The following is a 12,709-nucleotide window of genomic DNA, read 5'->3' on the forward strand; positions in this document are numbered from 1 at the left end:
CACCTCCTCTACAAAATGTATAAAAAAATAACAGGGAAGGTGTTCTACCTTCCCTGTCTACTGCGGATATATATTTCTCTCAATAGACCATGTAAGGCTTGCGTCGCTTGTTCTAAAAATACCAATCTGGGGTGTTGCATTTAAGTAACTTACTTGTGCAGTAAAGCTCAACTGCCCGTTAGTTGTCAGCACACAGTTCTCTGTTCTCTTTTCTCTTAAGTGCAGTACTCTGTATATCTTTGTTCTGTCAGGGCCGGGTGGGTCTACTAAAGTGGCTGTGAACGTGTTTATGGGCACGTTGTCTTTTACAAGTGTGTTGACCTCAAATGACTGATTGTCTATTTTTACTTCAAACGGGAAAAATATTTTGCTGTCTGTTGATGAATTATAGTTTATAGCCGTAATATATGATTCTTCATTTGGGTTTGACCTTCCTGCTTTTTCAAACATGAAATATACTGTGTAACTTATAGAGTTTGAACCAACTTGTAGATTTTCAATTTTGTAAGGGTATTCGTATCTAATTCCTGCATTTCTGTACCTTACAACTCTTGCATATGGGTCTTTGTATCTGACTTCTGTCGCAGGTACAAACTCAAGATTGTAACCTTTTAATACCACTGCAGTGTAAGGGTTGTCTTCATCATCATATTCTGTTTTCTTTTCATAAATAGGAACTTTTCTGTAATACCCAATATCCCAGATCCTGACATCTATCTTCACATACGAATGTCGTTTTGAGTCTATTGCTTCTCTTGACACTGTGGGATGGTATTTTGTATAGATAACATTCCTGTCAAATTTGATTTTAGCTTTGTATGAAATTTTGCTTGATACAGGAACACCTGAGCCGGGGATTGTGGTCAACGTAAAATTATATGGATTGTTTCTTTCTACTCTTTCATAAGTTCTGTAAACTATTTGTCTGTCCGGATACTGCAGTATCAAAACAACAGCCGCTGCCTCTCCACTCTGGTTTGTTACTGGCATGACATAATGTTTGAGTTCTCCATAGTTATCAGGGTTGAGACCTGCCTGCAAAAGTGCATCTCTGAGTGTCTGTCCTTTCATATCAGTATACATATAGTCTCTGAGCCATGTTTCAAACATCTGGTCTAAGTTATTTGGTTTGTTCCCTTCATAATACGCTCGTGCGACTTCGCTTATGTCTCTAGCAATCGAGTCGTTCCACGGATCTCTTAAGATTTTGACTTTATTCGTTACAGCTCTGTAAGACACATCTGGCGGAAATCTTATTTCTGTAAGAGGCAAACCAAAGTCAGACACCCCTGCGTATCTGAACCATCCACGAACAGCGTCAGGAGTGTTCGGTTTTGCAGGAACGTATATATCCCCCTGTTTCACCGCCCAGTATGCTCCGTTTGGGTCTTCTTTAAAACCAGGTCTTTCTGAATAGTCAAAGTTTGCTTTTATGTCTTCTGGTGAACCGTATATGGGAAGTCCGTTGTGCAGAGCTGATAGCTCTCTGTTAAGGGGAAATACGTAGTAAAGCGTTTCTTTGCCAGTTTTTTCGTCTACCTCTATCTTCTTTCCATATCCACCTATACCGTGTTCAATCTTATACAGAGCTACAGGGGTCAAAAAATTCTTGATTGTATCCGCTGGTACTTTTTTTGTGTCTGGGTCGCCGTACTTCCCTACATCTGCTGTTACACTTTGATGCACAAAACATAAAGAAAACAGAAGTAGAGCTGTTGCCAAAAAAGCAACAGCTCTTTGAAATCTTGATTTTAAACTCATAACTGCACCTCCCATTACTTGTATTTTGGGTCTGGTTTTAAAACAATGAATTTCGCACCCGGTATCTCCGGCTTTTCGTAGTATGTTCTATAATCAAAAAGTATCTCATCGACCCATTTATATGCGTATATATAGTCATAAGAATCCCCAATCTGTATTACAACACCCGGTTTTCCTGGAACGAGCGCTTTTGTATTCTCTATACGGTAATACCTATGAGTTTTTCTAGCTACATCTTTAAAAGCCTCTGGGCAAGGATAATACTGAGATTCAACTGACTTGGGAGTAACTAGATAGTCGCATGGCAAGCATGAAATACTGGGCAAACCTGTTTTGCCTTGTATTCCGGGTGTACCAAAGAGTGTAAAGTAAAGCCCAAAAAAGTATGAGTCGTTGAGTCTCAGTCCAAGTCTACTTGCGAATGCCATCGAAAGCAGCGGAACAACACCATCTTTGATAAATGGGTCTTCCTTGACACGACATTTGAACTCATTAGCTATACCGGGCAGAAGTCTCAAAGTTACAGTTTGTGTGTCAAAGATAGCACCGTCAAGTTCGCTCAGGACACTTTGAAAGTCCCACGGGTCCATTCTGATATTGTCCACCTTGCCAAGGTTATTAAGTCCGCATATAACATCTCCTGCTGGTGTCATGTAAAGTGCTGCTCGATTGCTGAACTCGTCAAACACATCTCTTTTGCTCTTGTCAAAAAGCCTGTTCAAAAGCTCATTTGCTTCCTGTTCAGTCAAAGTTTTTCCCGGTTTTGCTCTCACCTTCTGATAGTAGAAAGGAGACTTATCCCAGATATATATCCCAAGGTCAAACATTCTGAGAACTGGTTCTTTGTAAAGCTGTGGTATGCTCTTTATATCCTCAATATATCCTTGAGCTTCAAATCTTCTGTAGTCGTAGTATTTGTATCTTCTGGGAAGGCTCTTGAGCCAGTCGTAGATGTATTTGTTGTAACGCAGGTCTATCTTTGGCATGATGAAGTTTAAAATGTATTTGTCGTTTGTGTCTGTGTAGTCTTTTAATTTCAAGTCTCTTTGAGGTTTGTAACCTGTGTAAAAGAGTACGACCGGCTTGTACTGTATTTTTTCGCCGTTTTCCAAAATGTAGCAGTAGTAGTTAGGAACTTTGTTGCGTTCGAAGAGTATATAGTATAAATCTCCCTGTGCAACTTCATATGGCACTTTTGAACCGTCTTTGTTTATTTTGTATCTCAATACTCTTTTGGCGTTTTTGACAACTTTGATGTTTGGTCTTTCTGGTATTGCAATTTTAAGTTTTTGCGGATACTTTTTCTTGAATGTTTGTATGAGCTGTCTGACAGTATCGTAGTTGTCCATTGCACATTTGCCATTCAAAAGTATTGGGTTGTACACAAATTTTATGTCTTTTTCGCCATTAGCATAGTAAATTTCGTATCGCAGAAAATCGAAAAACTGGTATGCTGCCATGGTGCAGTAACCGGGATTGAGCACAACGTCTTTTCCTGAAAGGTAACTCTCCCACAGGTCATACACTGCTGTTGAAACTGGTATGTTCTTGACCTTGAGATAATCAATCTTCTTCATAGCGTTCCACATGATGTATGATGCTTGAGCTCTTGTAAGTACGCTGTCTGGTTCAACCTCTTTTGGGACAATCCCAAGAGTCTTTGCTTGTTCAAATGTTGCAGGTTCAATCCTTGCTCTTGACAGAAGAGCTTCTGTAAAACCTTTTGCTGTTGTGATTGCAGGTGCTGTCTGTGCAAGCTTAGCCAATACAGTTTGCTTTGGCTGTGCTGTAGATTTTGGTTGTGAAGTCCTTTGTGCCGGGCTATTACCACACGCTGTCATAAATATCAATGCAACTGAAAACAAAAGTACTGTTAACTTTTTAAATGTGTTTTTCATGGTAAATCCTCTCCTTTCTTTTAACTCTCATTAATAGTTATACCACGCTTTTTTATTTTCCCACAAAGCTTGTAAAAGAAAAAGCAGTAGAGTCTTTTTTAGTCTCCCAATTTATTGTTAATAATACCCTAAAAAACTGCAAATTTCAAGGGAAGATTGGCTGCTTGAAGTTTTTGATTGCCTGTGCTACTGGGAAGGCAAAGCTCAAAAGCAGGCTTAGGATGATTGCAAAGCTCAAAAGTTTTTTCATGGTTAATCACTCTCCTTTTTTCTATTCTTGTTACCTTGCAGAGGTTCACGAAAAACACGACTTTGTATATCAAGACATATTGCTACAACAATACATAGAACAATGATGAGGAAACCATAAAGAGGTTGTTCTTTTAATGGCAGCAACATAAGAATAAGTATGCAGGAAATTATACCGACTACACCTGCAAAAACTAACTCCCTGGGCATAAGTTTCACCTTCCCTTTGCTTTTATATCTCTGCTTCTAATTATAGTTATACCATGGTTTTGAAATTTACTGCACAGAAATTTTGTCTGCTAAAAAACAAAAAACCACGGCAATTTACTTCCTAACTTTTGCCGTGGCTAACTTCCTTTTGATTTTACTTACCTTCGTTTTACTCATCTAAAAAGTTTGACACTCAGTATAAACACCTAAAAGATGCATTTGTGGCAATTGATTCTGAATATATTATACCACTGTAGTTTGAAATTGCAACAGTTATTTATTCTACTTCTTTGTACTTGTCAAGAAGCTCAAAAAAGCTATAAGTTGAGAGTTTCCTTTTTCTCAGTTTCATCTCATCTAATATTTGCTGTCCTTCTTGAAAGCTTATGAGTTTTCTCTGATATGCAAGGTATAGAATGGTTTCTGTGGTTATCAGCGGTGGTTGGTCTGGCTGAATATGCGGAAGCACATCTTTAAGATTGTTACTTGCAAGAGTACCATTGTATTGTTTAGCAAGGACAATTGCTGCTGCCTCTCCATTTCCGACCGGCTTTTCTTTAGCCGGGTCTACAAGTTCCAAAAATTCAGAGTACAAAGTATCAAGAGGATCTAATTTTACAAGTTTAAACTCTCCTGTTTCTATTTTTCTCTTGATGTTCTGATAAACAAAAATACTTTTCGTATATCTAAGCCTTTCAATTTCCTTAAAAACCATAGAAGGAATACAAACATTGTTTCCAAAAAGTTCGACAATGATATCTAATCTATTGACCCACGAAAAAGAACAAAGACAATCAGTATCAAAAAATACCGGCATCTTCAAGTTCATCTGCTACACCTTCTATCTCTTCTGGTACGTTAAATACGATGTCAGCATAGCCACCTTCAATTAAAAGCTCCTCATACTTTCCAGTAGAAATTCTTCCCTGTTCGTACAATCTTGTTGCAAGTTCAAGATATTTTGAATATACCTTAATCCCTTTATCATTTGTTGGTTTATATATCTCTGTGGAATAACCCAGTTCATAAGCTCTTTTGATAACATCTGTTTTAAACTCTTCATACTGGCCTTTATTGATATATCCAAGCTCTTTGAGTCTTATTAACATTAACTGATGGCTAACTTCAAAATACTGTTCTAAAAATATTACATCATCAAGTTCAATCTTTCTATCCTTAACTCTTCGGGATAGGACAAATTCTACTGCCTGCTCTGGTAAGAGAAAATTTACTGCAAATTGATTAGCTTTGTACTCTTCTTCATATTCGTCTTCAAATTTTTTAATAGGACAAATACGGTGGGAGATGTTTTTGTCAAACTTGAGGTGGTAGTACTCATGTGTAGCAGTAAAATGCTGATGTCCCAGAGTTTTTTTTGAGTTTATAACAATTAAACTCTCATCGTTACGCCTCAAAACCATTCCTGAAATTTTATCGCTCATTTCGACTATCATCAATGATATACCTTCTACATTGCTTAAAAAGTCAAATATATTTATCTTGTCAAACATTCCTATACCCAAGCTTCCTCGTGTTTGAAGAGCTAAAAGTTCCATCTCTTTTTTCAAGTTCACTTTTTCATCCCTTCCTTTTTACTTGCCAGCATCATCTTCATCTGTTCAAGGTTGATTAAAAATCGATTTGCCAGTGCTATAACCTCTAAATCTTCTTTCTCCAGTTCCTCTCCACGGAATGAAAAACTTACTGCTGGGTCAGTAGACTTTTCGTCATCGAGAAAATAATTAAGAGTATAACCATATAAATCGGCAAGCTGTTGCAAAGTTTCAATACTGATTTCTCTTGCGCCGTTTTCGTAGTATGAGAGCTGAACCTTATTAACACCAAGATAATCTGCTACCTGTTCCTGAGTAAGTCCAGCTTTTTTCCTTGCCTCCTGCAGTTTTTGCCCTATCTTTTTGTAAAGCTCTGCATTTTTCAAACAAACCACCTCATTAACAAATGAGTTAACTCTAAAACTAAAGATATCACATTGTTAACAAAAAAGCAAGGTCTTTTGAAAAACAAAAAACCACAGCAAGGTTTTAATTGTGACCTTTTGCCGTGGCTAACTTCCTTTTGATTTTACTTACCTTCGTTTTACTCATCTAAAAAGTTTGACACTCAGTATAAACACCTAAAAGATGCATTTGTGGCAATTGATTCTGAATATATTATACCACTATAGTTTGAAATTGCAACAACAAAAAATTTGACACTTTATATAAACACCTAAAAGCTACACTTCTGGCAATTCTTTTAAGTATATTGTAGCAGGTTTATGCCTGTTTTGCAAGAACTCAATACAGCAAAGCAACAAGAATTCGAATTACAAGCATTGCAAGCATTAAGAGGAATAGGATAACTTCTGGCAGGAGCAGTTTTAGAGTTTGAAGTACTTCCCGAATACAAAACCTTGATGGTCTTTTTGGCATTTTGAACACCCCGAAAAAACAAAAACCGCAGAAAATCTGCGGTTTGATTTTTATTTTTTACATTTTTGTAGACAGGTTTTAAGTGCAGTTTCGCTAACTGGTTTTATTATACACCTTCTTTGCAGTTTTTGCAATACAATTTAAAGCTAAGATTTTTGAAAATATTACCTATCAGTGACTATCATGGCTTTTTTATAGCATTACTATGATATAATTAGAAGTAGGAAAACTTTTGAATGAAGGGGGAAATACTTTTGCCAATGGAAATTATAAATGTCTACTGCGATGAAAGTTGTCATTTGCCCAAAGATCATATAGACACAATGGTAATTGGTGCTATTTCATGTCCTTTACAACAGGTAAAATTAGTCAATAAGGAAATTAGAAACATAAAAACAAAACATGGTCTAAACCCTTTCAGCGAAATAAAGTGGACAAAAATCAGTAGGAATAAAATATCTCTCTACAAAGAACTCATAGATTTATTTTTTTCGGTTGATTATTTAAATTTTCGGGCAGTTGTAGTAAAGGGGAAAAAATATTTGGACCACTCAAAATATAATCAAGACTATGATGACTGGTATTATAAAATGTATTTTTACCTTCTGAGGGAGATTGTTAGGCTTGGTGGACATTATGCAATTTATCTGGATAAAAAAGATACACAGGGTGTCAAAAAAGTAAGTTTACTGCGGGACATATTAAATAGAAGTTTACTGGACTTTGCAGGTGAAACAGTCCGTAAGATACAAATTGTTGAATCTCATGAAATTGAGTTGTTGCAGCTAACTGATTTGTTTATTGGTGCTATTTCATATTTTAATCGTGAATTAAATACCAGTATAGCAAAAGTTGAAATTACAAACTATCTCATTAGTGTTTCAAAAACTTCTCTTAACTATTCTACACCACGTAAGGCAGAAAAATTCAACATTTTTGTTTGGACACCCAGGAGGGATTAATTTTGAAAAAAAAAGATTGTCAAAATCTGCCTGCTTTAATTGAGAACAATTTCAAGACTTTAGAGGAATATTTGAATTACCTTCATCAGTTATATCTCGATGATTTTTCGAATCAGACAACTTATTATAACGGAAAGCCTATAAAAACAGCTAAAAGTTTAAGTTATAATTTAAGGGAAACAACTTTTGAACACTTGGTTACTGAAGAATATAAAGGGAAAAGAATTTATGATGATGAACGTTGTAAAAGAATAAAATGGATAAAGCATATAATTGATAACTGTACAAGCTCTCACTGTCCATATTTACGTTGTTTTAGAGAGAAGAAAAACAGGGTAATAATGTGGTGTACCCGGGTAGATTATGTTATTGTCCTGGATGATAGAAAAAATCATTATTTTTTGGTTACTGCATACTGCGTAAAGTATGAAAACAAACGCCGCGAACTTCAGAAAAAAGCCAATTCATATACTCATAAAAACCGAAGTCGCCCTCACTTTTGAGGACGACTTCTCCGCTCCTTCTGCCCCCGGCAGATGAGCTATCATACCTCTCATCACCAGGCATGCCTGTAATTTTTATATTTCCCTTTCGTAATTTTTTTAAACATATCCCATTTACTATTTTACTCTCATTTTTTCTAAAGGTCAATGTCCTTTAAAACAAAATTCATTTTTTTTATTTTCATCTTTACATTTCTGTAGACACATTCTGAATACAGTTTTCTTACTTGTTTTTATTATACACTCAATTTTCAGATTTTGCAACATAGTCTGAAACCAGGATTTTCAAGGGTTTTAGCTACTGGCACAAGCCCTGTTTGGGCTTTTGAATCAGCTGTTTTGCAACTGATATGACTTTCTCTTGTCGCATCTCTATGTAATCGTTTACAATCACCTTCTCCACCCTGTTGCCTGTTCTGGTACTACTGGTGGGCTCAAAAGCTCTTTCCGGGTTGGGCTGGTGCATGCAACCCCAGAGTATATCTGTGTTTTTGCCGCACTCCTGTGCCCGGTTTGAGCTTTGGACTCAGCTTTTTGCAGACACAATTGAGAGATCCTTCGCAATTGGATTTTATCACTATCTAATAACGAACACCTGTTAGCTACACTTTCCCCTGTTCCTGAAAACAAAAGGCAGGGTTTAAACCCTGCCTTGAAATCTATTATTTCTGTTGCTGATTTCTAAGCTCTTTTATTTTTTCAATATCAAGTCCTGTCACTTTAGCTATAAAACTGTCTTCTGCTCCTTCAAGTATCAGATTCCTTGCTATCTCAAGTTGTGCTTCCATTCTTCCTTCAATCTTACCTTCAATCTTTCCTTCAATTTTGCTTTCCAGTCTTATTTTTTTCTTTTCTTCTGCAAGTCCTTTTTTAATTTTCATCGCAGTACTTTGAAACATCTCTTCCACCCCCAAAATTTTTGATTTTGCAAACAACTCGTTTATTTCTTCCCGGGGTATCTTATAACTTTTCAGTACTGCATGATAAAGCCATTCTGCCAGCTCTTCTCTTTGCTCGTCCGGAATTCTGATGTTTTTGCCCAGTTCCAGAAGTCTTTCTACAACACTGTCCGGGTTTGTTGCAACCTGGTCTATATAAAGGGCAGCAGCAAGCACGTTGTTGCCATTTAGCAGTTTATCCTCCGGTATATCTCTTACGTCGATAAAAATATAATTCAATCTCTGGACATACTCAGGAAAATCTTCTGCATATTCAACGTTATCAGCAAATTGCGTTACAGGTTGCCATTTCTCTACCCCATTATACAAAACTACTGGCACAACCACAGGAAGTCTTTTGTCTATCTGATACTTCCTTTGAATAAGAAATACGTACTCATAGATTCTGCAATGCATTTGTTTATTTGGCCTGCTTTGAAACTCCACCAGCAAGTATATCCACGATGACGAATAGGGGAGTCTGTACACCATGTCAGAGCGTCGTGCTTTCCACTGAGCGTTTATAGACTCTGTTGCAACAATCTCAATATCCGATTGTGTATAGTTTTTGAGTCTTGGTTCCGGTATTATTTCAGTTATAAACCAGCAAACATTTATCTTGTCTGAAAAGAGCTTTTTGAATCCCACATCATAACTTCTTGATAACTTCACAATCTGCAAACCCCCTTTTTACGGCAAACTTCCAGGGGGCATATTGCCTTATATTTAGATTATACCACAAAACCAATCAGTTATGCTACTAAAAACAAAAACCACAGCTTTTGCTGCGGCAGTTTCTATTTTTACATTTTTGTAGACAGGTTTTGAATATGGTTTCCTCAACTGTTTTTATTATACATCCGAGTTTCAGTTTTTTCAACACAATTTGAATGCAGGTTTTTCAAGAGTTTTGACTACTGGCGAAAGTCCTGTTTGGGCTTTTGAGATGGCTGAATTTGCAACTGATATGATTTTTTACCCACCTTGTCCTTATGCAATCGTTTACAATCTCTCTTTCCCATTTTATTGCTTGCTCTACCACCCAAACCCCGGCTCAAAAGCCCTTATCGGGTTTGACTACTTCCCGCAAACCCAGTTGTATTCTTGCTTTGAGTCATGTACCAAAGTCCACTTTGGGCTTTCGAGCTACCCCGCCGCTGGCCATGGTTTTGAAAAAGTTTGAATTGCCTTGAGTTTGTTATAAATAGCGAACATTTGTTGGCGTTAAACTTGGTCTTTTTTGGCTTTTAAAAAATTTGACACTCTGTATAAACACCTAAAAGATACATTTTTGGTATTTGATTCTGAATATATTATACCATCCTAATTTGAAATTGTAATGGTTATTTAGTCTGCTTCTTTGTACTTTGTCAACTACTTTTTTGTGTATTTATACTGGTGAACGAAGAATCTGAAGCCAGTTGATTGGAAAGCCAATAAGAGAAATATCTACTTTCTTTCCTTTATATTCTTCAAAAAGTGCTTCCAGATTTATTACGAAATTATTCCAACTTGATGATTCAAGCATATATCTCATAACAAAACAAATTGCAAACAATGAGTTATTGTTTTCGACATACATCCTTTGCTTTTTGCTTAGTTTTGGTGGAAATGCAAAAGTTCTTCTATATAATCTCCTGTAATGAGCACATAAATTTCTCACAAGTACTAAACTTTTGAGCCAGCTTTTTAAGTATTCTGATGGGAAACCAGTCCACTCTTTTGATATTTTATCACAAACTAGCGCAGAAGACTCCATCTTCTTTAAGATGGAGATGAATGCGCTGTTGGCAACAAGTGGGTTCTTAACTGTGGTATAGACTGTTGTACATAACAACCATTCCTTCGTTATGGAGTACCTGCCTGCATTCTTCTGGTTGAACGTACATTTTTCCCACTATCTTTTTTAGCTGTGGCGAATACAAATACTTCTGGGATACCACACCTGTTGTTACAAACCTCTTGCCTGTTGGTTCGTGAATCCATACATCACCCGCTATGGTCGGTGTTTCTTTTCGCAGCGGGTTAAGAATCTTTGTACCGGGATATACCTTGAGTTTTCTTTGAATTTCCGGTGGCAATGGTGATATATCTGCAAAGGACGGTTCTTTCTGGTCTGTCCTCTTACGTCTGTTCTTCGCCACAATCTTACCATCAACCTTGTACAGTCTGTCTCTTACAGCATGTATTCTTGCCCTGTTGTGTCTTCTGAACTTTACCAGGGTTAGCTCAATCATGTGTGTTCTGTCAGCTTCTGTACAGCTGCAAAAGACCGCTGCTGTTGCCAGAGCGTCGTTTGCATGTCCTTTCTTAAGACCCAGTTTTTTTCTCATCTGTGCCGCGTCAGATGCAGGTACGAACTTCAGCCATGGTATTTCACGCAGTTGACCTATTATCGCATTCATCGTACCCAGTGCACGCCACTGCCTGACACCTTCCACCGGTATATACACTCTTCCAGCATGGACATCTTCATGACAGTCCCTGCACAGGTACACCAGGTTTTCCTGAACGTCTGTACCACCACATTTACGCTGTATCAAATGGTGCTTCTGCAGATTGTCTTCTGTACCGCAGATAATACACTTCTTCTCTGCTGGAACTCTGGGTGATTTTTGATACCCTGTACCATATGTTTTACCCCATGTCATTGTTCTGACATCAAAGATGTTGTCTTCCATAACGAACACAACCTGCTCTGCTGGGAATGGAAAGAACTTTAAGAGTTTTTTGTAAAGGTTGAGGTGGGTTTCTATGCCATGTCTAAGTGTTGCATTTGTTCTATCCTTTGTCCTTACATTTCTTGGTGCTTTGAATTTTGTCAGGACCCTACTATGTCTTTTGGACATTCGTTTTTTTCTGCACCTTGAGTGGTACCTGCGGTTTCGTCTGTATCCCCTTCTTTTAGTCATCAAGTCCTTAATTTCAGGGATTCTTGTTTCTAAAACCCCTATACAGTAGACAATCAATACGCCCCAGCGAAGTTCGCATACTGCAAAGCCTATGTGGTGGTATCCCGGGTCAAGTACTACAAAGAGACGTCTTTCTATCGTTTTGGAGTAGTCAAACTCCCTGTCGAGGAACATCACAACCGGTGGTTTGCCAGAAGCTCCACCACCGATGATTTTTGCTCTACCCTGCTTTACCAGTTTTCTTACCATATCAAATCTTCTTGTTGGGTGTCCTGGTCTTCCATGTTTGTCAACGGTGAAGATTACCAATATTCTTTCCCTCCTTGTTCAGGAGCCCTATGATCTGGGCACCTTCCAAAAGGAAGGTGGTAGGTCTCCCTGAGGCGTGCTGTAGCACCCTGTGTAAGGCTGCGGGATTGCACCGCTGTCTCCCGGAACTGGGAGTGTCGTCCCGGAACGTCAGGTTCTGCTACAGCATCACCCACGTTCAACTACCTGCCAGCAGGCAGACTCACCGGCAGTCCACCCTTGCCAGCAAGCCACCGCCTCTTCAGGGGGGTGGTAGTTGACGATGGAGTGTATGAGCACCATGCCGACCTTGAAGAGAATGGACAGTGGCAAAAACTCCAGGAAGAAATACAGCAAATCATGAAAACTTTGAAACAGCTTGTACCGCCACATCAGCACAGTCTTCTGGACGAACTTATGGATAAAATTTTCTACATGAACAGTATGGCTGAGCTAAATGCTTACAAGTTTGGGCTTTTCGATGGTGCAAAACTCCTGAATCTTCTGACAACAGGCGAAATTCTGCGGTGCGCAGATCCTTAAGCAGGAGAAACTC

General features: G+C 38.0%; 12 protein-coding genes. 3 read left to right on the forward strand and 9 right to left on the reverse strand.

Annotated elements, in window-relative coordinates; translation table 11 throughout:
* Nucleotides 1-57: 57 nt before the first annotated feature.
* The 6 genes from ATHE_RS12415 to ATHE_RS15170 all read right to left on the reverse strand — a co-directional run bounded on the left by ATHE_RS12415 (nucleotide 58) and on the right by ATHE_RS15170 (nucleotide 6,550).
* Complete coding sequence (locus tag ATHE_RS12415; RefSeq protein ID WP_015908781.1) at nucleotides 58-1,761, reverse strand: Athe_2463 domain-containing protein; 1,704 nt, start codon at nucleotides 1,759-1,761, stop codon at nucleotides 58-60.
* A gap of 14 nt (nucleotides 1,762-1,775) precedes the next feature.
* Complete coding sequence (locus ATHE_RS12420) at nucleotides 1,776-3,659, reverse strand: hypothetical protein (protein WP_015908782.1); 1,884 nt, start codon at nucleotides 3,657-3,659, stop codon at nucleotides 1,776-1,778.
* A 736-nt stretch (nucleotides 3,660-4,395) separates the two neighbouring features.
* Entirely contained in the window at nucleotides 4,396-4,947 is a 552-nt protein-coding gene (locus tag ATHE_RS12430) for a hypothetical protein (RefSeq protein ID WP_015908783.1), read from the reverse strand.
* On the reverse strand, nucleotides 4,919-5,692 hold the full coding sequence (locus tag ATHE_RS12435; protein ID WP_015908784.1) for an ImmA/IrrE family metallo-endopeptidase: 774 nt from the start codon (nucleotides 5,690-5,692) through the stop codon (nucleotides 4,919-4,921). The genes ATHE_RS12430 and ATHE_RS12435 overlap by 29 nt, the downstream gene beginning before the upstream one ends.
* Complete coding sequence (locus ATHE_RS12440) at nucleotides 5,689-6,057, reverse strand: helix-turn-helix domain-containing protein (RefSeq protein WP_015908785.1); 369 nt, start codon at nucleotides 6,055-6,057, stop codon at nucleotides 5,689-5,691. The genes ATHE_RS12435 and ATHE_RS12440 overlap by 4 nt, the downstream gene beginning before the upstream one ends.
* 358 nt (nucleotides 6,058-6,415) lie before the next feature.
* Nucleotides 6,416-6,550: a hypothetical protein gene (locus tag ATHE_RS15170; protein WP_256861285.1), complete on the reverse strand. Its 135-nt coding sequence runs from the start codon at nucleotides 6,548-6,550 to the stop codon at nucleotides 6,416-6,418.
* A 260-nt stretch (nucleotides 6,551-6,810) separates the two neighbouring features.
* Between ATHE_RS15170 and ATHE_RS12445 the strand changes: the two genes are divergently transcribed.
* The gene (locus ATHE_RS12445) at nucleotides 6,811-7,512 is read left to right on the forward strand and encodes a DUF3800 domain-containing protein (protein WP_041727228.1); all 702 of its coding nucleotides are present in this window, start codon (nucleotides 6,811-6,813) and stop codon (nucleotides 7,510-7,512) included.
* 2 nt (nucleotides 7,513-7,514) lie between these two features.
* Nucleotides 7,515-8,015, forward strand: a complete 501-nt coding sequence (locus ATHE_RS12450; protein WP_015908787.1) for a hypothetical protein — start codon at nucleotides 7,515-7,517, stop codon at nucleotides 8,013-8,015.
* A 662-nt stretch (nucleotides 8,016-8,677) separates the two neighbouring features.
* Here the strand turns inward: ATHE_RS12450 and ATHE_RS12455 are convergent.
* The 3 genes from ATHE_RS12455 to ATHE_RS12465 form a co-directional block, all read right to left on the reverse strand.
* Nucleotides 8,678-9,625, reverse strand: coding sequence for an Rpn family recombination-promoting nuclease/putative transposase (locus ATHE_RS12455; RefSeq protein WP_015908788.1), 948 nt, complete (start codon nucleotides 9,623-9,625; stop codon nucleotides 8,678-8,680).
* A 718-nt stretch (nucleotides 9,626-10,343) separates the two neighbouring features.
* Complete coding sequence (locus ATHE_RS12460; protein ID WP_015908789.1) at nucleotides 10,344-10,790, reverse strand: Abi family protein; 447 nt, start codon at nucleotides 10,788-10,790, stop codon at nucleotides 10,344-10,346.
* Nucleotides 10,759-12,174: an RRXRR domain-containing protein gene (locus ATHE_RS12465; protein WP_015908790.1), complete on the reverse strand. Its 1,416-nt coding sequence runs from the start codon at nucleotides 12,172-12,174 to the stop codon at nucleotides 10,759-10,761. The genes ATHE_RS12460 and ATHE_RS12465 overlap by 32 nt, the downstream gene beginning before the upstream one ends.
* Nucleotides 12,175-12,423: 249 nt before the next feature.
* Here ATHE_RS12465 and ATHE_RS12475 point away from each other — a divergent pair, with 249 nt between their 5' ends.
* A complete protein-coding gene (locus ATHE_RS12475) occupies nucleotides 12,424-12,696 on the forward strand; it encodes a hypothetical protein (RefSeq protein WP_015908791.1) in 273 nt (90 codons plus the stop codon).
* Nucleotides 12,697-12,709: the final 13 nt, after the last annotated feature.

Source organism: Caldicellulosiruptor bescii DSM 6725, assembly GCF_000022325.1.
Lineage (GTDB): Bacteria > Bacillota > Thermoanaerobacteria > Caldicellulosiruptorales > Caldicellulosiruptoraceae > Caldicellulosiruptor > Caldicellulosiruptor bescii.